The 17516-nt window shown below is 70.4% G+C and carries 19 protein-coding genes and 1 riboswitch; of the genes, 10 read left to right on the top strand and 9 right to left on the bottom strand.

Going from position 1 to position 17516, the window contains the following annotated elements; genetic code table 11:
- Window positions 1-2 precede the first annotated feature (2 nt).
- Window positions 3-614 carry a TenA family protein gene (locus ACH34S_RS31055; RefSeq protein ID WP_395956392.1) on the top strand — a complete coding sequence of 204 codons (612 nt, stop codon included), beginning with the start codon at window positions 3-5 and terminating at the stop codon, window positions 612-614.
- Window positions 615-654: 40 nt separating this feature from the next.
- On the opposite strand, the gene ACH34S_RS31060 is transcribed toward ACH34S_RS31055, so the two are convergent.
- On the bottom strand, window positions 655-1842 hold the full coding sequence (locus ACH34S_RS31060) for an alkene reductase (protein WP_395956393.1): 1188 nt from the start codon (window positions 1840-1842) through the stop codon (window positions 655-657).
- Window positions 1843-1868: 26 nt separating this feature from the next.
- Window positions 1869-2252: a RidA family protein gene (locus tag ACH34S_RS31065; RefSeq protein WP_395956394.1), complete on the bottom strand. Its 384-nt coding sequence runs from the start codon at window positions 2250-2252 to the stop codon at window positions 1869-1871.
- Between the two features lie 96 nt (window positions 2253-2348).
- Between ACH34S_RS31065 and ACH34S_RS31070 the strand changes: the two genes are divergently transcribed.
- Complete coding sequence (locus tag ACH34S_RS31070; protein ID WP_395956395.1) at window positions 2349-2786, top strand: MarR family winged helix-turn-helix transcriptional regulator; 438 nt, start codon at window positions 2349-2351, stop codon at window positions 2784-2786.
- Window positions 2787-2874: 88 nt separating this feature from the next.
- Here ACH34S_RS31070 and ACH34S_RS31075 read toward each other — a convergent pair whose 3' ends face one another.
- The 3 genes from ACH34S_RS31075 to ACH34S_RS31085 form a co-directional block, all read right to left on the bottom strand.
- A complete protein-coding gene (locus ACH34S_RS31075) occupies window positions 2875-5121 on the bottom strand; it encodes a heavy metal translocating P-type ATPase (RefSeq protein WP_395956396.1) in 2247 nt (748 codons plus the stop codon).
- A 33-nt stretch (window positions 5122-5154) separates the two neighbouring features.
- On the bottom strand, window positions 5155-6120 hold the full coding sequence (locus tag ACH34S_RS31080) for a hypothetical protein (protein WP_395956397.1): 966 nt from the start codon (window positions 6118-6120) through the stop codon (window positions 5155-5157).
- 77 nt (window positions 6121-6197) lie between these two features.
- Window positions 6198-6404, bottom strand: coding sequence for a heavy-metal-associated domain-containing protein (locus ACH34S_RS31085; protein ID WP_132173339.1), 207 nt, complete (start codon window positions 6402-6404; stop codon window positions 6198-6200).
- A gap of 386 nt (window positions 6405-6790) precedes the next feature.
- Between ACH34S_RS31085 and ACH34S_RS31090 the strand changes: the two genes are divergently transcribed.
- Window positions 6791-7216, top strand: a complete 426-nt coding sequence (locus tag ACH34S_RS31090) for a VOC family protein (RefSeq protein WP_395956629.1) — start codon at window positions 6791-6793, stop codon at window positions 7214-7216.
- 75 nt (window positions 7217-7291) lie between these two features.
- Complete coding sequence (locus tag ACH34S_RS31095; RefSeq protein WP_395956398.1) at window positions 7292-8155, top strand: Fpg/Nei family DNA glycosylase; 864 nt, start codon at window positions 7292-7294, stop codon at window positions 8153-8155.
- Window positions 8156-8177: 22 nt separating this feature from the next.
- On the opposite strand, the gene ACH34S_RS31100 is transcribed toward ACH34S_RS31095, so the two are convergent.
- From ACH34S_RS31100 to ACH34S_RS31110, 3 genes are all read right to left on the bottom strand, one after another.
- Complete coding sequence (locus ACH34S_RS31100) at window positions 8178-8363, bottom strand: DUF1737 domain-containing protein (RefSeq protein ID WP_395956400.1); 186 nt, start codon at window positions 8361-8363, stop codon at window positions 8178-8180.
- A 39-nt stretch (window positions 8364-8402) separates the two neighbouring features.
- Complete coding sequence (locus ACH34S_RS31105) at window positions 8403-8720, bottom strand: hypothetical protein (RefSeq protein ID WP_395956402.1); 318 nt, start codon at window positions 8718-8720, stop codon at window positions 8403-8405.
- Between the two features lie 155 nt (window positions 8721-8875).
- Window positions 8876-9343, bottom strand: a complete 468-nt coding sequence (locus ACH34S_RS31110) for an SSI family serine proteinase inhibitor (protein ID WP_395956403.1) — start codon at window positions 9341-9343, stop codon at window positions 8876-8878.
- A gap of 46 nt (window positions 9344-9389) precedes the next feature.
- Here ACH34S_RS31110 and ACH34S_RS31115 point away from each other — a divergent pair, with 46 nt between their 5' ends.
- The 4 genes from ACH34S_RS31115 to ACH34S_RS31130 all read left to right on the top strand — a co-directional run bounded on the left by ACH34S_RS31115 (window position 9390) and on the right by ACH34S_RS31130 (window position 14408).
- Window positions 9390-9725, top strand: a complete 336-nt coding sequence (locus ACH34S_RS31115) for a rhodanese-like domain-containing protein (protein WP_395956630.1) — start codon at window positions 9390-9392, stop codon at window positions 9723-9725.
- Between the two features lie 124 nt (window positions 9726-9849).
- Window positions 9850-9981: riboswitch (TPP riboswitch) on the top strand.
- Window positions 9974-11320, top strand: a complete 1347-nt coding sequence (locus tag ACH34S_RS31120; RefSeq protein ID WP_395956405.1) for a purine-cytosine permease family protein — start codon at window positions 9974-9976, stop codon at window positions 11318-11320. (Overlaps the previous riboswitch by 8 nt.)
- A gap of 77 nt (window positions 11321-11397) precedes the next feature.
- On the top strand, window positions 11398-13440 hold the full coding sequence (locus tag ACH34S_RS31125; RefSeq protein WP_395956407.1) for a PAS domain-containing protein: 2043 nt from the start codon (window positions 11398-11400) through the stop codon (window positions 13438-13440).
- 422 nt (window positions 13441-13862) lie between these two features.
- On the top strand, window positions 13863-14408 hold the full coding sequence (locus tag ACH34S_RS31130) for an ATP-binding protein (protein WP_395956408.1): 546 nt from the start codon (window positions 13863-13865) through the stop codon (window positions 14406-14408).
- 394 nt (window positions 14409-14802) lie between these two features.
- On the opposite strand, the gene ACH34S_RS31135 is transcribed toward ACH34S_RS31130, so the two are convergent.
- Window positions 14803-16008, bottom strand: a complete 1206-nt coding sequence (locus ACH34S_RS31135) for an arginine deiminase (RefSeq protein ID WP_395956409.1) — start codon at window positions 16006-16008, stop codon at window positions 14803-14805.
- A 58-nt stretch (window positions 16009-16066) separates the two neighbouring features.
- Between ACH34S_RS31135 and ACH34S_RS31140 the strand changes: the two genes are divergently transcribed.
- A complete protein-coding gene (locus ACH34S_RS31140; protein ID WP_395956410.1) occupies window positions 16067-17281 on the top strand; it encodes an MFS transporter in 1215 nt (404 codons plus the stop codon).
- A 10-nt stretch (window positions 17282-17291) separates the two neighbouring features.
- Entirely contained in the window at window positions 17292-17459 is a 168-nt protein-coding gene (locus tag ACH34S_RS31145; RefSeq protein WP_395956411.1) for a hypothetical protein, read from the top strand.
- Window positions 17460-17516: the final 57 nt, after the last annotated feature.

The raw sequence follows: 17516 nt of genomic DNA on the forward strand, positions 1-17516 counted from the left end.
CCATGAGTCTCGCGGCGCATCTGGAGGAGCTCGGCCGTCCGCTGGTGGACGAGCAGCTCAAGCACCCCACCGTTGAGGGCATCGCCCAAGGAACCCTGGACGAGGCGATATTCCGCTCCTGGCTGGAGCAGGACTACCTCTTCCTCCACGACTACGTCCGCGTGTTCTCCCGCCTCGCCTGGCAGGCCCCCGCCGCCCATCTCGGCGACCTCGTCGACCTCGCCCATGCGACGTTCCACGACGAACTCGACCTGCACCGCTCCCTCTCCGAGCCCTTCGCCGCCGACCTGGACGGCGCCCAGAAGGGCCCGGCCTGCGCCGCGTACACGTCGTTCCTCCTGGACAGCGCCGCCACCTACGCCAACGGCCTCGCCGCCCTCTACCCCTGCATGTGGGGATATTCCACGCTCGGCCGCCGCCTCGCCGAGAACCCGCCGTCCGACCCCCGCTACCGCCGCTGGGTCGACACCTACGCCGACCCCGGCTTCGCCGAGCTGACCGCCCGCATCGCCCAGATGATCAACGAATCCGGCGCCGACGCCGAAACCGCCGAACGCTACTTCCTAGAAGGCATGCACCACGAACTCGCCTTCTGGGACGTTCCCTGCTCCTAGCGTTTCATCGCTCCGGCTCGACTGGCGGCTCGCTGCGCGATCAGGTTCTCGCTTCGCTCGTGTCATCGCCCCCGGCCTCGCCTTCGGACGCGATCGCAGGCGTTCGGGTTGTGGCGTGGTTGCGGTGGTGGCTGGGGTGGGTGTGGGCGTCCTGGTGCGGTGGGTAGTCGGTGTAGCCCTTGGCGCCGCCTTTGTGGAGGAGGCTGCGGATGTGTGGGGTCAGGTCGGCGTCTGCGGCGAAGCGGGCGGGTAGGTCCGGGTTCGCTACGAAGAGGCGGCCGAAGGAGAAGACGTCGGCCAGGCCCGCGGCAAGTGCCTTTTCGGCGGCTTGCCGGGAGGTCGGCTCGGGGCCGTTGTAGTTTCCGATCAGGGTGCCCGACCAGCGGGGACGCAGGTCGGCCAGGGCCTCGTAGGCGCCGCGCTCGATGATGTGCAGGTAGGCGAGGCCGAGCGGGTCGAGGGAGTCCACGAGGGCGCGGTAGGTGCCCTTCGGGTCCTGTTCGGCGATCTCGTTCTCGGGGTTGTCCGGGGAGATTCGCAGGGCGACGCGTCCGGGGCCGATCTCGGCGGCCACGGCGGTCACGACGTCCAGCGCGAAGCGGAGCCGCCCGGCGCGCGAGCCGCCGTAGCGATCGGTGCGGTGGTTGGTGTTCTCGGCGAGGAACTGCTGGATGAGGTAACCGTTCGCGCCGTGCACCTCCACCCCGTCGAACCCGGCCCGGATCGCGTTGCGGGCGGCGGCCGCGAAATCGGTGACCGTCTCCTCCACCTCGGCCGTCGTCATCGGGCGCGGCGTCACATGCGGGACGCGGCCTTCAACGCTGTGGATCGTCTCCGACTCGATCCGGACGGCCGAGGGGGCGACGGGCGTCGCGCGGCCCGGCAGGGTGAGCGGGTGCGACATGCGGCCGACATGCCAGAGCTGGGCGAAGATCGTCCCGCCGGCGGCGTGCACGGCCTCGGTGACCGCGCGCCACCCGGCGACCTGCGCGTCCGTCGTGAGGCCGGGGACGCCGGGCTCGCCCTTGCCGAGCGCGGCCGGCCAGATCCCCTCGCTGACGATCAGCCCGGCCGTCGCGCGCTGCGCGTAGTACTCGGCGGTCAGCGGGTTCGGGACGCCGGTCGCGTCGTCCGCCCGGTTGCGCGTCATCGGCGCCATCGCGATCCGGTTGCGGAGCGTCAGATGCGGCCCCTCGTAGGGGAGCAGCAGGGGGCTGGTCATCGTCATGCCTCTCTCATCGTCCGGTCGGGTGCTCAGCGGGCGAGGGCCGTGGCCTCGATCTCGATGCGCCAGTCGGGCTGCGCCAGCGACGACACTTCGAGGAGGGTGTCGGCCGGGTAGGGCTCCTTGAGGAACTCCTCGCGGAGCCGGATGACGTCGTCGAGGTCGGCCGCCATGTCACGGACGAAGATCCCGATCTTGACGACGTCGCCGAGGTCGGCGCCCGCCTCCGCCAGCACCCGCTGGATGTTCCGGAACGCCTGGCGCCCCTGTTCCAGGAAGCCGCCGGGGACCGTACGCCCGGTCTCGTCGATGCCCGCCTGGCCGGAGACGTGGATGAACCCGCCCGCCCGGATGGCCTGGGAGATCCGGTACGGCTCGTACCAGTCGGGGGACGTGGCGATGCGCTCGATCATGATGCCTCCAAGGTTTGCATGTACATGCATGCTTTGTAGGTACATGCAGATATTGGCACTGCATGTATGCTGCCGTCAAGCGAAGGGAGCGCGAACATGGGCGCGATCACCGAGGACGGTCTGCTCTGGGACGGCATCGTCACCCTGCACGGACGGGTCGAGCATCAGCTGGCCAAGGCGCTGCAGCGACGGCACGGGATCGGCCTGTCGGAGTACCGGGCGCTGTGCCGGCTGTCCCGCGCCGAGGACGGCGAGCTGCGGATGCAGGAGCTCGCCGACCTGATCGGCCTCAACCAGAGCTCCGTCAGCCGCCTCGTCGCGCGGCTGGAGAGCGCCGGCCTCACCCGCCGCACCATGTGCCCCAAGGACCGCCGCGGCGTCTACACCGTCATCACCGACGAGGGACGGGCCGTCCAGGACGAGGCCGCCCCCACCTACACCGAGACCCTCACCGAGGCCCTGGACGCGGCCGCCGGCGAACCGTCCCTCGCGCCCGTGCTCACCGCGCTGCGCCGCATGCCCGAACCGGCCTGACCGCGCCGAACCATGACCGGGGTTCGCGCAACGGGCAACGTCCGTGTGATCCCCGGTGGAGATCACACGGACGTCGGGCCCCAGCGGTTCAGAGCGCCTTGAAGCGGCGCAGCCGGAGGCTGTTGCTGACCACGAAGACCGACGAGAACGCCATCGCGCCACCCGCGATCATCGGGACCAGCAGCCCGGACGCCGCCAGCGGCAGCGCCATCACGTTGTAGGCGAACGCCCAGAACAGGTTCCCCTTGATCGTGCCGAGCGTGCGGCGGGACAGCCGGATCGCGTCCGCCGCGGCCCGCAGGTCCCCCCGGACGAGGGTCAGGTCGGACGCCTCGATCGCCACGTCCGTGCCGGTGCCCATCGCGAGGCCCAGGTCGGCCTGCGCGAGCGCGGCGGCGTCGTTGACGCCGTCCCCGACCATCGCGACCGTCCGGCCCTCGGACTGGAGGCGCTTGACCACGTCCACCTTGTCCTGCGGCAGGACTTCGGCGATGACCTCGTCGATCCCGACCGCGTCCGCGACCGTCCGGGCCACGGTCTCGTTGTCGCCCGTCAGCAGGACGGGACGCAGCCCGAGCGCCCGCAGCCGGTCGACCGCCTCCCGCGAGGTCGGCTTGACCTGGTCCGCGACGGTGATGACCGCGCGGGCCTCGCCGTCCCAGCCGACCGCGACGGCCGTGTGGCCGAGCGCCTGCGCGTCCGCCATGGCCTTTTCGAGGTCGGGCGTGAGGTGCTGCGACCATTCGGCGAGGAGCTGCGGACGGCCCGCGAGCACGCCGTGCCCGTCCACCATTCCCTGGACGCCCAGGCCCTCGACGTTCGCGAAGTCCTCGACCGTGCCGAGTTCCCCGACGCGTTCCACGGCGCCCTTGGCGATGGCCTGCGCGATGGGGTGCTCGGACGCGTTCTCCAGCGCCCCCGCGAGCCGCAGGACGTCGGCCTCGTCCACGCCGCCGGCGGTGACGACGTCGACCAGGGCCATCCGGCCGGTGGTGACGGTGCCCGTCTTGTCCAGGACGACCGTGTCGATCTTCCGGGTGGACTCCAGCACCTCCGGGCCCTTGATCAGGATGCCGAGCTGCGCGCCGCGGCCCGTCCCGACCATGAGGGCGGTCGGGGTGGCGAGGCCGAGGGCGCACGGGCAGGCGATGATCAGCACGGCGACGGCGGCGGTGAAGGCTCCGGCGATGGGCTCGCCGGTGCCGAGCCAGAACCCGAGCGTGCCGAGCGCGAGCGCGATCACGATCGGGACGAACACCCCGGAGATCCGGTCGGCGAGCCGCTGGACCTGCGCCTTGCCCGTCTGCGCGTCCTCCACGAGCCGCGCCATCTGCGCGAGCTGGGTGTCGGAGCCGATCCGCGTCGCGCGGACCAGCAGGCGGCCGCCCGCGTTCACGGTCGCGCCGACGACGGTGTCGCCCGGACCGACCTCGACCGGGACCGACTCGCCGGTCAGCATGGACGCGTCCACCGCGGACGAGCCCTCCTCGACCGTCCCGTCCGTGGCGATCTTCTCGCCGGGACGGACGACGAACACGTCCCCCACGGTCAGGCGGTCGACCGGCACCCGCTCCTCGCGGCCGTCCCGGACGACCGAGACCTCCTTCGCGCCCAGTTCGAGCAGGGCGCGCAGGGCGGCCCCGGCGCGGCGCTTGGACCGCGTCTCGAAGTAGCGGCCGGCCAGGATGAACATGATCACGCCGGACGCGGCCTCGAGGTAGATGTTCATCGACCCGTCCGACCGGGTCATCGAGAACTCGAAGCCGTGCTTGATGCCCAGCTCACCGGCGGTGCCGAAGAACAGCGCCCACAGCGACCACGCGAACGCGGCCAGCGTGCCGAGCGAGATCAGCGTGTCCATGGTGGCCGCGCCGTGCCGGAGGTTGGTGTAGGCGGCCTTGTGGAACGGCCAGCCCGCGTACACGACGACCGGGGCCGCCAGCGTCAGCGACAGCCACTGCCACGCCTCGAACTGCAGCGCCGGGATCATCGCCATCGCGATGACCGGGACCGACAGGACGATCGCGGTGAGGAGCCGCTGCCGCAGGGGCCGGAGGCCGTCGTCCGGCTCCGGCGCGTCCGCGCCGCCGGCCCCCTCGGGCTTCGGCGGGGCCGGGAGCTCCGCGGTGTAGCCGGCCTTCGCGACCGTGGCGATCAGCTCGTCCGTGGACACCCCCTCGGCGTATTCGACCTTCGCCTTCTCGGTGGCGTAGTTGACCGTCGCGGTCACGCCTTCCAGCTTGTTGAGCTTGCGCTCGATGCGGTTGGCGCACGATGCGCACGTCATCCCGCCGATCGCCAGCTCGACCTGCCCGGACGCGGTGTCCGTGCTCATCGTCGCTCCTCCTCCGCGCTCTTCGTCGATCGGTCAGTGGGTGTGGGGCGTGTCGTCGTGACCGCCGCCCGTCTCCTGGACGGGCACCTGCGCGTTCCCTGCGTGCACGGTGAACTCCGCCGTCCGGACCTTGCCGGCGTGCTTGAAGTCCAGGTAGAGACGGTAGGCGCCGGAGCTCGGGGCCTCGGCGAAGAACGTGATGCCGGGGCCCGGCTTCGTCTCGCCGTCGCCCGGCTCCCCGTCCGGGTGGACGTGCAGGTAGGCGAGGTCGCCCTGGCGCAGCGCCACCAGGTGGCCGTACGCCTCCAGGTAGGGCTCCAGGTCGGTGACCGGCTTGCCGTCCTTGCTCACCGAGAGGGTGAGTTCGGTGGACTTGCCGGGAGTGAGGCCGCCGGACAGCGTCACCTCGTAGCCGTCCACCTTCGCGACGCGCTCGGGCTTCGGCAGCGGCGTCGTGCGCAGGTCGCCCTGGACGAACACGTCGGTGCCGAGCGTGAGCTGCCGCTTCGCGCCGTCCGGCTGGACGTCGGTGAAGAACCGGTACACGCCGGACTTCGGAATCGTGACCGACACCGTCCAGACACCGCCGCCCGCCTCGGACGGGTGCAGGTGCTGGAACCCCGACAGGTCACGGCTCGCGACGATCAGGTGCAGCCGCTTGCCGTGCAGGGGCTTGAACCCGGTGACGGGCTTGCCGTCGGGGCCGTTGATGGTGAACCGGAAGTCGGTCCGCTTGCCGGGGGTCAGCGTCGTCCTGCGCGGGACGAGCGTGTAGCCGTCCTCGGAGACCTGCAGCCCGCCGGGCGTGTGCGACGCCGTGGCACCGCCCTCGCCGCCGTGCCCGCCGGTGCTCTTGCCGCCGCCGTGGCCGCCGCCGTCGTGGGACGCGGTCTCGGCCGAGGCGCCCACGGGCCCGACGACCTTGCCGACCCCGGCGGCGCCGCCGAAGACGACCGCCAGCCCGGTGACGTAGGCTCCCAGCTTGATCGCGCTGTTCATTACGATCACTCCACTCGGTGCCCGAAGGCACGGAACTCGGGGGGCGTCCCCCGCCGTGGAGCGGGGGTGCGCGCCCGTTACTGCTTCAGTGCGTAACCAGCCTCTTCGACGGCGCTCTTGACCAGGGCGTCGTCGATCGGCGCGTCGCTCGTCACGGTGACCCGGCCGGTCGGCAGGTCGACCTCGACGCCGGTCACACCGGGGATCTCCTCGACCTCCTCGGTGACCGAGCTGACGCAGTGGCCGCAGGTCATCCCGGTGACGGTGTAGGTGGCGGTGCTCATCTGGCTACTCCCTCTCCCAGTACCCCCAGGGGGTATCTCGTGGCCCTCATGCTGCCATAACGGCTCAGCCATGGCAACCCGTACCCCCTAGGGGTTATTTCGAGATCCAGGTCACATGCCCGCCGAGTCCGGTCATGAGGCGCCTCGGGGCGGTTACCGGCGGGTTGTTACGCGGAAGTTATCCACACCCTCGGTGACGGCACGTCCGCACTCTCGTCCGGTGGTTTGGGGGGATTCACTGAGGTATCGACCCTGTAAACGTCGCGCGTCCCGCCGCATCGGGAGTTGTGCACAGGCTTTTCCACAGGCTTCCACAGCCCTGTGGACACCGGCGGCGCCCGCCTCGCGGCGCCTCCCGTCCCTAAGCTCTGGGCATGACCATTCGGATGGACAACGTCGCCCTCGTCGTCGACGACCTGGAAGCGGCCATCGCGTTCTTCACCGAGCTCGGCATGGAGCTGGAAGGCAGGGCCCTGAACGAGGGCCTGGTCGTGGACCAGACCGTCGGGATGGACGGCGTCCGGTGCGAGATCGCGATGATGCGGATCCCGGACGGTCCCGGCAGGCTGGAACTCACCAGATACCTCACCCCCGAGGCGTCCCCGCCGGAGCCGCCGAACACGCCGCCCAACACGCTGGGCCTGCACCGCGTCATGTTCCAGGTCGAGGACATCGACGGCACCGTCGCCCGCCTCCGCCCCCACGGCGCCGAACTCGTCGGTGAGATGGCGCAGTACGAGGACCTGTACCGTCTCTGCTACCTCCGCGGCCCCGCCGGCGCCATCGTCGCCCTTGCCGAACAGATCGGCTGACCGGATACCTTGCATATGCAGGGGGTATGCGACCTGCGCTCGTGAGGCCCGCCGGGCGGAAGGATCGATGCGGACATGCCTGAGCTACCCGAGGTGGAGGCGCTGGCGGGGTTCCTGCGGGAACGCGTCGTCGGACACGTCGTCGCGCGCGTGGACGTGCTCGCCATCTCCGCGCTGAAGACCTACGACCCGCCGGTGCAGTCGCTGGGCGGGCTGACCGTCACCGGCGCGGCCCGGCACGGCAAGTTCCTCGACCTGGACGTCGACGGCCTGCACCTGGTGATCCATCTGGCCCGCGCGGGCTGGCTGCGCTGGCGCGACGAGATCCCGGCCAGGCCCGTCCGGCCCGGTGGCAAGAACCCGCTGGCCATGCGCGTCCATCTGGACGACGGCTCCGGCTTCGACCTCACGGAGGCCGGGACGAAGAAGGGCCTCGCCGTCTATGTCGTCCGGGATGCCGCGGAGGTCCCGGGTGTCGCATCGCTCGGGCCCGACCCGCTGGACGACGCGTTCACCCCCGCGGCGCTCGGCGCGATCCTCGACGGCAAGCGGACCCAGATCAAGGGCCTGCTGCGCGACCAGAAGGTGATCGCCGGGATCGGCAACGCCTACTCCGACGAGGTGCTGCACGTCGCGAAGATGTCCCCCTTCAAGATCGCCGCCTCGCTGACCGAGGACGACGTCGCGACCTTGCACGACGCCATCGTCACCACGCTGCGCGACGCCGTGGAGCGCTCGCGCGGGCTGGAGGCGCAGGACCTCAAGGGCGAGAAGAAGACCGGGCTGCGCGTGCACGGCAAGACCGGCCAGAAATGCCCGGTGTGCGGCGACACGATCCGCGAGGTCTCGTTCGCGGACTCGTCGCTCCAGTACTGCCCGACCTGCCAGACGGGCGGCAAGCCGCTGGCCGACCGCCGGATGTCCCGCCTCCTCAAATAGCCGGGCACCGGCCAGGGCGGTGCTACGGCTGTCCGCGCCAGAGCAACGCCTGGGCGACGATGACGTGCTCGCCGTTGAAGGTGACCGCGGGGCCCTCGTGCAGCTCGTAGCCGAGGTCGATCGCTTCGCTCACACGCTTGCAGAATGCGGCGTCGTCCGGGCCGGTGATGACTCGGTAGATGGGCAGTCCGTCCGGGGGTGTGCTCATAAGGACAAGGATCTCAGCCGGTGCCGCTGACGCTCTCGCCTAGACGGGCGATGTGGCCGGGCGGCCGCGCGGGACGACCAGGGCGCCGGCGATCGCGGTGGGGATGGCGACGAGCAGCGTCCAGCCGGTGCGCTGGATGCGGGCCTGGTCGCAGGCTCCGTGGATCGCGGTCCGTTCCGTGTCCTTCAGGGGGATTTCGAGGGTCTCCTTGCCGCTCCTGGCGCTGAGGACGGACGAGCACGTCACCGTCGGGGCCTGCTCGATCGTCGCGTGGGGGGTCACGGTGATCGAGGCGTTCAGGAGGTAGAGGACGGCGATGGCGCCCGCGGCGGCGAGGGCCAGCGCGATGTAGTTCATGAGCCGCATGGTGAATCCGCGAGCCGATCTTCAAAAAAGGCGGCCCCGCCCGGCTGGCGGGCGAGGCCGATGGGTCGTGTGGGCTGTGGGTGTCGTATGGGGTGTGGGGTAGGGAGCGTGGTTGTCTGGACGGAGCCGAAACGGGGACGGCTCGGTCAGCGGACCTTGGGTACGGGGCCGAAGAGCGGGCCGACCTTCTCCCAGCGGTCCAGCTGGCAGCCGTCGTCACGGGAGAACTCGGCGTCGATCTTCTTTCCCTGCCAGGTGCCCTTGACCGTGGCGAGCTCGGGGCCGCCGTAGATCATGGTGCACATCTGGTCCTTGGGGACGGGTTTGAAGGGGTCCTGGCCCTTGGCCTTGGCGAGGGCCGCGCAGGCGTCGGCGACCTTGGGATGGTCACCGCCGGGCGGTTCGCACTTCAGGGTCCAGGTCTTGGCGGGTGCCTCCTTGGAGGCCTTGACATTGATGGTGAGGGAGTCCGCCGGCGGGCCGGAGGGCTGCACGGACGTCGTGCCCGAAGGCTGGTCGGCGGGGGTCCCCTTGGCCTGTTCGTCGCCGCAGGCGGCCAGGGACAGGACCATGGCCAGTCCGGGCGACGCGAAAAGGAGCGTCCGATACCGCATGCGTGATTCGACGCAGGGGTGCTTCGCGCGGTTCCATGGGGGTGTGATGAATTTCGGGGACGACGTGCCGGCGGTGGGAGCCGCCGACGTCCCGCAGGACGGCTACCTGCTGGACGTCCGGGAACAGGACGAATGGGACGCGGGCCACGCGCCCACGGCCGTCCACATTCCCATGGGGCAGCTGGGTGATCGTGCCGGAGAGGTCCCACGCGACCGGGAGGTCTACGTGATCTGCCGGTCCGGGTCGCGGTCCGCGCAGGTGACCGGGGCGCTCAACCAGGCGGGCTGGCTGGCCAGGAACGTCGACGGCGGGATGAAGAGCTGGGTCGAGGCGGGCCGCCCGATGGAGGGCGGCGGCGACGGGGCCCCCTACGTGGCCTGAAGCTACGTGGCCTGAAGCGGCCCGGCCGGATGTGGCCGCAGACGGGGCGCCGCGCATGATCGGTTGCCTTCGGGGTGATCTACGCCCTTTTGGGGGAAGTCGGGCGGTTGTACGATCGGGCCCGACCGATGACCGCGGGAGCTCGGGCCGCACCGCAGAGGTGTAAGCCGGGCTGAGAGGGCGGCCTTAGAGGCGTCGCCGACCGCATGAACCTGTCCGGGTAATGCCGGCGTAGGGAGTGTGAGTCCGTGACGTCCGATGTTGATGCGCGTGATGGTGCTGCGCGTCCTAACAATGAGGCTCCGTTCACGCTCGACGAGCCCGCGCCCAGGGTGCTGGGCTTCTGGGACCAGAGCGCCTTCTGGGCGAACCTCGGGGTCAGCCTTCTGGCCTTCTCCGGTGCCTACACCGTCCTGGCGCCGGACGCCGACGGCCGGCCCACCCTGTCGATCATGGCGGGCATCGCGGCGATGGCCGTTGGAACGATCCTCGGCGGGCTGATGCTGGGCCTCGCGGCGGTGCCCGGCGCGCGCACCGGGCAGCCCGCGATGGTGCTGCTCCGCGGCCTGTTCGGCGCGCGGCTGTCGTACGCGCCGACCGTGCTGAACGTCGCGCAGCTCATCGGCTGGGGGACGTTCGAGCTGATCGTCATCGCGGACGCGGCCCGCGAACTCTGGGACGGCGTGCCGCGCTGGGGCTACGTCGTCGCCGCCGGAGCGATCACGACGGTGCTGACCATCTGGCCGCTCGGCTCCGTGCGGATCCTGCGCCGTTACGTCACGGTCGCCGTGGGGATAGCGCTGGTCTACTTCTACGTCCAGCTCCTCCGCGAGCCGCTGCCCGACCTGACGCAGGGTTCGTGGGGCGGCTTCTGGCTCGGGGCGGACGCGGCGCTGGCGGTGTCGATCTCCTGGGTCCCGGTCGCCGCCGACTACACCCGCCATTCCCGGACGGAACGGGCCGCGTTCGGCGCCGCCGCCGTCGGATACTCGGTCACGCAGATCGTCGCCTATGTCCTCGGCCTGCTGGCGCTGGCGCTCGTCGCGGGCGACTCGACCAAGGTCTTCGACCCGTTCCTGAACGTCACGCTCGGCGTCGTGTTCTTCGCGGTCTTCGTGCTGCGCGAGGCGGACCAGTCGTTCGCCGACACCTACTCGACGGCCGTGTCGATCCAGAACCTCGTCCCGCGCGCCGACCGCCGCGTGCTGAGCGTCGCGCTCGGGGTGATCATCACGGTGCTCGCGCTGGCGCTGGACATCGGCGACTACGCGGGGTTCCTGTCGCTGATCGGCTCGGTGTTCGTGCCGATGCTCGGCGTGCTGGCCGCCGACTTCTTCCTCGGCCGCCGCCGGGGCAGCGGCTGGGACGCCTCGCGGACGGCGCCGTCCCGCTGGGGCATGATCGCCGCCTGGGCGGTCGGGTTCGTCGTGTACCAGCTCATCAACCCCGGCACCGTCAGCCGGTGGGCGGGCTTCTGGCAGGACGTCCAGGGCGCGCTGCACTTCGAGACGCAGAGCTGGATGAGCGCCTCGCTGCTGTCGTTCCTGGTCGCCGGGGGCGCCGCGCTCCTCATCGGCAGGCTTACCAAACGGTAAGGCTCCCGTTCGACCGGCGGGGCTGTGGCAACTTTCGGCGTAAGTTACCCCGCGCCGGACAGGAGTCCGGTGGCACGATGACAGGCGTGCATCACCACGTCCATGACCCGATCGCGCGGGCGGTCATCGAGAGCGCCGCCGACGCGATAGTGGCCGTTGACCAGCGGCATCGGGTCACGGTGTGGAACCCGGCCGCCGAGCGCATGTTCGGCTGGAGCGCCGCGGAGATGGTCGGGCGGGTGCCGCCGATCGTCCCGCACGAGCTGAAGGCCGAGCACAACGCCGTCCAGGAGCGGCTCCTCACCCGCCGCGCCGCCGACTCGCCGGACCTCGCCGAAGGCGAAGGCGAAAGCGAGGGCGAGGGCGGGCAGATCTCGATCGCGACCCGCCGGTTCCACCGGGACGGCCGCCTCATCGACGTCCGGATCGACACGAGCCTGCTGAAGGACCCGTCCGGCACCCTGCTCGGCTGGGTCGGCGTGTACCACCCGGTCGACGAGGACGAGATCGTCCAGCACCACATCACCGAGCGGGCGCGGCTCGTCCGCCGGCTGAACGACATCGTCGCCGACCTGAACGCCGAGCTGGACCTCGCCGTCGTGCTCGACCGGATCACCGCCGCGCTGATCGAGCTGACCGGCGCGGACGCGGGCGGCTTCGTGCGGATCGAGGGCGACCGGCTGCGGCTGGTGAACATGTCCGGGCTGCCCGAGCACATGCGCGGCACGTCCGCCGACCTGCGGACGAGCCTGGTCGGGGAGCTGCTGCGGTCGGGCAAGACGGTCAAGCTCGCGACGGGCGAGCAGCGCCTCGGGGACCTGATCTGGTCCGAGCTTTCCGGGCTGCACACGATCGCGCTGGGCCTGTCCTACTTGCAGAACCGGCCTTACGGCGCGCTCTACGCGCTGTTCTCCGGGCACAAGGTCGGGCACATCGAGCTGGAGCTGCTGGAGCTGCTCGCCGGGCACGCGGGCGTCGCGGTCGGCAACGCCGTCGCGTACGCGGAGGTCGTCCGGCAGCGGGCGCACGAGCGTGCCGTGATCGACTCCAGCGCGGACGGGATCGCGGTGCTCGACCACAACCTCGTCGTCCGGCAGTGGAACCCCGCCGCGCACACCCTCACCGGCATCGCGCCGGAGCACGCGCTCGGGCGGCCGCTGCCGTTCGGCATGCCCGCGCTCGGCGAGATGCTGACGTACCGGCTGGAGTCCGGGACGTGGCTGAACGTGCTCGCCGCCGAGATCGAGGAGACCGGCGAGCTCGTCGTCGACTTCCGCGACGTGTCGGAGGCGAAGGCGCTGGAGGAGGCCAAGGACCTGTTCCTCGCCACCACCAGCCACGAGCTGCGCACCCCGATCACGGTCGTGCAGGGCTTCGCCTCCACGCTGGTCAACCGGTGGGACGAGCTGCCCGACACCGACCGGCGCGCCGCCGTCGCCACCATCGCCGAACGCGCCCAGTCGCTGGGGCGGCTCGTCGAGCACCTGCTGCTCGGCTCGCGCGCGGGCGCCGACGAGCTGACCGTGACGATCGAGTCGTTCGACCTGACGCGGGTGCTGGAGGGTGTCGTCGGCGGGTTCCGGTCGCTGTCGCCGCTGCACCGCGTCGAGCTGGAGATCGAGCCCGGGCTGCCGTCCTGCCGCGGGGACGCGATGGCGACCGACATCGTCCTCGGGCAGCTGCTGGAGAACGCGTTCAAGTACTCCCCGGACGGCGGGACGGTCAGCGTCCGGGCCGTCCGCGAGGGCGGCGCCATCGTGGTGACCGTGGCCGACGAGGGCATCGGCATCCCGGCGGGCGACCATGAGCGGATCTTCGAGCGGTTCGTCCAGGGGGACGCCGGGGACCGGCGGCGGTTCGGCGGCATCGGGCTCGGCCTCTACATCGTCAAACGCCTGACCGAGGCGCAGGGCGGAACGATCTCCGCGCATCCGGCCTCGCACGGCAAAAGTGAGGGATCTCACATAGGTCCGGCGCAGCGGGACGAGGCCCTCCGATCGGACGGTTTGGCACCCCGTCCGAACGTAGTTCTGCAGGCCACAGAAGGCCATGGACCCGCAGGTGGCGCGCATGCCGGTAACGGAACGTGCATGCGGCTCGTGCTCCGCGCGGCGCCCTGACCCGCCGCCGGGGCCTAGTGTCAACGTGTCGCGTCAGTGACCGGGGAGGCCGTCCTGTGACTACTCAGCGTAATCAAATCCGAACCGTCGCGCCACGATAGGACAGCCGTGACCAGGGCATTCATGTGGTCTCGACGGTCGTCGCGGCCGCTTTCCTGCGGGAAAGTGCGGCGTCCACGGGGTGTGACGGACGAAACGAGCGGCCGAGGAGTAAATCCACCGTTGGCTGGATAGATCCTTGGATGGTTGCCGTTCGTGACGGGATTCCGATGCGGGGGTGATCACCGTGACCGGATGGCCGGTGACTCGTTGTGCAGGTGGCGAATGAACCGTTCGGGTTTCCGGTCCCGACCAACAGGGCATTTCGGTCGTACTGGAAGAGCGGTGACGGGACTCATCCGAGTACACGAAACCACGGGGAGGTGAGGGCGTCGAGCGTCGTACTGCTCCCACATGCACCGTCCAGCGTCGCGGTCGCCCGGAGGCGCCTCAGCTCGGAGCTGGTCGACTCGGGCGTTTACGAATCCGTCGTGGACGACGCCAGCGTCATCGTCAGCGAGCTTCTCAGCAACGCCCTCCGCCATGCACGTCCGCTGCCGTCCGGCCAGGTCAGGGTCTGCTGGCTGCGCCGCGGCGACGTCCTCGAACTCGAGGTCAGCGACGGCGGCGCCATGACCGAGCCGCGCCGCGGCCCCGGCACCCTGTCCTCGCTCGGCGGGCGCGGCCTCGGCATCGTCGAGGCGCTCTCCGAAGGCTGGGGCGTCCGCCACGAGGACGGCTCCACCACGGTCTGGGCCGTCCTGCGGGCGCCGAAATCATCCAGCGGGCAGAACGGGCGGGCCGCCCCCGCGGGCGAGCACGCCGCCGTCCCAGACCTCGCCGACTTCCCAGATCTCATGGACGAACCGGACGATCTACGCGACGGACGTCGAAACGGGACCGCTGCGAGCAGGGCATACCCGGCTTAACCCGGACCCCGTCTAGAGAATCCCGCGCCGACCTTGTAATGTCCTCCCCAAGCTCGGGCGTTGTCGTGCCCCCGTCGACATCGCCCGAGCTGTATTCGTTTTTTTGTATTTCTCTCCTCCTTCGGCCCTGGCGGGCCTCCATCGTCGAGAAACACGGGCGATCGCTGGCATCGCTCCGGCTCGCCTGGCGGCTCGCTGCGCGATCAGGTTCTCGCAAGCTCGAACCTGCCTTCGGACGCGATCGCAAGCATTTAGGTTGTTGCGTGGTTGCTGTGCGGGCTGGGGTTGTTGCGTCCGGTGGTTGCTCATTGCGCGTCGGGGGGTGCGCGGTGCGCGCGTCTGATGGGTTGCTCAATGCGCGTGTGTGTTTTGGTCGCTTCGCGACCCATCTTGGTTAGGTGGGTGGGGGGTCTCTGAGGATTGGGCAGGACATGCAGCGGGGGCCGCCTCTGCCGGTGCCCAGTTCGCTGCCGGTGATTCTTATGACCTCTATGCCGGACGCCTCTAGCTGGGCGTTCGTTTCTATGTTGCGTTCGTAGGCGACGCATAGGCGGGGGGCCACGGCGAGGGTGTTGTTGCCGTCGTCCCACTGTTCGCGTTCTGCGGTTACCGGGTCCAGGCCGGTGTCGATCACCTTTAGGCGGTCCAGGCCCATCGCTTCGGCGGCAGCCTCTAGGAAGGGGCGCGGCTCGCTTACGCGGAGGTCGCCGTTGTTGAGGGTGACCGTGTGGGCGGTCAGGGAGTGGGCGACCGGCGGGTACATGACGACGGTGTCCACGTCGACCATCGTGCAGACCGTGTCCAGGTGCATGGTGGCGCGCTCCTGGGCGATGGGGACGGCTAGAACTGTGTTTGCCAGTCCTGCTCCTATGACCTGGCGGGCTAGGCGTTCTACGCCTGCGGGGGTTGTTCGTTCGCCGGTTCCTACGGCGATCACGCCTGGAGTTAGGAGGAGGACGTCTCCGCCCTCTAGGTGTTCTAGGGACGGGGTGTACACCGGGTCTACGTCTGCGAAGCGTGGGTGGTGGGCGTAGATCAGGCCCGTCAGTGCGGACTCGCGGCGGCGGGCCTCCATGGCGAGGCTGGTCACCGCCGGGCGGTCGCCGATCCATGTGCTGTTGTCGCGGGTGAACAGCAGGCCGGGGAGCGGGTCGACGATGAAGTCCAGGCGGTTCATCAGGCGGTAGACGAGGCCGTGGCCCGCCTTGAGCTCCTCGTGGGCCAGGCCCGCGATCAGCGTGTGCGCGAGGTTCTCGGGGTCGAGGTCGCGCAGGTACTCCTCGACGACGCGGCGGAGCTGGTCGCCCAGGCGGAGGTCGACGATGGCGTCCGCGATGGCCTGCTCGCGGGCGGGCCCGTACTCCAGGGCGTCCTGCAGAAGCTCCGTGACGTACAGGACCTCCACGCCGCGTGAGCGGAGGGCCTCGGCGAACGCGTCGTGCTCTTCCTGGGCCCTGCCGACCCAGGGGATCGCGTCGAACAGGAGCTTGTCGCTGTTGCGTGGGGTGAGCCGCTTCAGTTCCGCGCCGGGACGGTGCAGGAGGACGGTCCGGAGCCGTCCGACCTCGCTGGTTACCCGATGCTCGTTCGCTACCGTCACACTCTGCAGTCTAGGTGGCCTGGATCTTCTGTCATTCTGCTGTGCCACCATGCGGAGGGTGATCGGCCGATCGGCGCTGCCGCTGCACCTCACGTCGGCGACGTTGCTGCGGGTGTCCGCCGAAGGGGTCGCCACGGCACTGGTCCTGACCGTGCAGGCACGCACTGGGGACGCTGCCAGCGCCGGGTATCTCCAGACCGCGATGACGTTGCCGTATGTGCTCAGCGGGCCGTTGCTCGGGATCGTCGTGGACAGGGTCGCCCGGCCGCGTGGTGTCGCCGTCGCTCTTGCGGCCGGGTACGCCGTCGCGACCGGGCTGCTGCTGGGGATGGCGGGGCGGTCGCCGCTTGTGCTCGCGTTGCTTGTGGCGGCGGTGGTCGGGTGTACCGAGCCGGTGGTTGTCGCGTTGACGAGTTTGCTGCCGCGGTTCGTGCCGCCGGGGCGGCTTTCGCGGGCCTATGGGCTTGAGGCGTCCAGCTACAACCTGGCGGGCATCGCGGGGCCGGGGCTGGCTGCTGGGCTCGCGGCCGTGGCAGGTGGGGAGTACGCCGGGGTCGCGATTGTCGTCGCTGGGGTTCTCGGGTTGTTGACGCTTCCGTTGTTGCCGTTTCCCGGGCCGGCCGCTGATTCGAAGTCCGAGGTGAGCGGCGGGTTCTCGATGATCGCGGGCGGGTTGGTGGTGCTGGTCCGGGGGCGGGTTCTGCGGGCGCTGACGGCTGCCACGACGCTTGCGTGGATGGGGTTCGGTGGGGTCGCGGTAACTGCGGTGCTGCTCGCCGAGCACATGGGCGCGTCTCCGAGTGCGGGTGGGCGGCTGCTCGTTGCCATGGCGGTTGGGTCGCTGGTCGGTTCGCTCGCGTCCAGCCGGTGGCTGACGCCCAAGCACGCGGAGCCGGTCATGCTCGTCGGGCTCGTCGCGTTCGGGGGCTCGCTCGCCTCGCTTGCCGTCACGCCGTCGGTGGCGTGGGCTACTGGTGCCTGTGTGGTCGCGGGCATTTGTGAAGGGCCGGTTTTTGCGGCGACTTTGATGCTCCGGCAGCGGGAAGCGCCGGCAGGTCGGCTCGGCCAGGTCAACACGACGGCCGGGAGCCTCAAGATCGGCGCTTCGGCGGTGGGTGCGGCGCTGACGGCGGCCTCCGCCGACGCCATCGGGGCCGTGGGGCTCGTGCTGGCCATTGCCGGGTTCCAGTTCGCGGGGGCGGGCGTGGGGTTTGTCCTGTTGCGTGTTTCCGCAGGTGGAAAATCTGTCGACGTGGCGGGTTCCGGCTCTTAATCTTCGAAGCATGTTCCTGGCAGTCGGCACCCCGACGCTCGCGGCCCTTGGCCTGCTGAGCGCGGTGTCGGCTGCCTTCTCGGCAGCGGACGCGGTCGTCGTCGTCGACGGCGCGCGCTTTGCCTGTGGGGGGACGACCCCCCACGCCCCCCGGTTCGCTGCGCTCAGGCGAAGCTGACCCCTCTCCGTCCCACCCTCCGGAGAACCAGCGGAGGGGGGTGGCCCAAGCGGGTTC

It is taken from the genome of Actinomadura sp. 3N508 (genome assembly GCF_044326375.1).
In the GTDB taxonomy this organism is placed as follows: domain Bacteria; phylum Actinomycetota; class Actinomycetes; order Streptosporangiales; family Streptosporangiaceae; genus Spirillospora.

What these genes read in the sequence shown, in the direction of transcription:
- ACH34S_RS31125 (WP_395956407.1), top strand. Translation starts at nt 11,398, where the DNA reads ATGACAGGCGTGCATCACCACGTCCATGACCCGATCGCGCGGGCGGTC.
- ACH34S_RS31145 (WP_395956411.1), top strand. Translation starts at nt 17,292, where the DNA reads ATGTTCCTGGCAGTCGGCACCCCGACGCTCGCGGCCCTTGGCCTGCTG.
- ACH34S_RS31060 (WP_395956393.1), bottom strand. Translation starts at nt 1,842, where the DNA reads ATGACGATGACCAGCCCCCTGCTGCTCCCCTACGAGGGGCCGCATCTG.
- ACH34S_RS31105 (WP_395956402.1), bottom strand. Translation starts at nt 8,720, where the DNA reads ATGAACTACATCGCGCTGGCCCTCGCCGCCGCGGGCGCCATCGCCGTC.
- ACH34S_RS31080 (WP_395956397.1), bottom strand. Translation starts at nt 6,120, where the DNA reads ATGAACAGCGCGATCAAGCTGGGAGCCTACGTCACCGGGCTGGCGGTC.
- ACH34S_RS31115 (WP_395956630.1), top strand. Translation starts at nt 9,390, where the DNA reads ATGAATTTCGGGGACGACGTGCCGGCGGTGGGAGCCGCCGACGTCCCG.
- ACH34S_RS31065 (WP_395956394.1), bottom strand. Translation starts at nt 2,252, where the DNA reads ATGATCGAGCGCATCGCCACGTCCCCCGACTGGTACGAGCCGTACCGG.
- ACH34S_RS31090 (WP_395956629.1), top strand. Translation starts at nt 6,791, where the DNA reads ATGGACAACGTCGCCCTCGTCGTCGACGACCTGGAAGCGGCCATCGCG.
- ACH34S_RS31100 (WP_395956400.1), bottom strand. Translation starts at nt 8,363, where the DNA reads ATGAGCACACCCCCGGACGGACTGCCCATCTACCGAGTCATCACCGGC.
- ACH34S_RS31085 (WP_132173339.1), bottom strand. Translation starts at nt 6,404, where the DNA reads ATGAGCACCGCCACCTACACCGTCACCGGGATGACCTGCGGCCACTGC.
- ACH34S_RS31095 (WP_395956398.1), top strand. Translation starts at nt 7,292, where the DNA reads ATGCCTGAGCTACCCGAGGTGGAGGCGCTGGCGGGGTTCCTGCGGGAA.
- ACH34S_RS31075 (WP_395956396.1), bottom strand. Translation starts at nt 5,121, where the DNA reads ATGAGCACGGACACCGCGTCCGGGCAGGTCGAGCTGGCGATCGGCGGG.
- ACH34S_RS31055 (WP_395956392.1), top strand. Translation starts at nt 3, where the DNA reads ATGAGTCTCGCGGCGCATCTGGAGGAGCTCGGCCGTCCGCTGGTGGAC.
- ACH34S_RS31070 (WP_395956395.1), top strand. Translation starts at nt 2,349, where the DNA reads ATGGGCGCGATCACCGAGGACGGTCTGCTCTGGGACGGCATCGTCACC.
- ACH34S_RS31110 (WP_395956403.1), bottom strand. Translation starts at nt 9,343, where the DNA reads ATGCGGTATCGGACGCTCCTTTTCGCGTCGCCCGGACTGGCCATGGTC.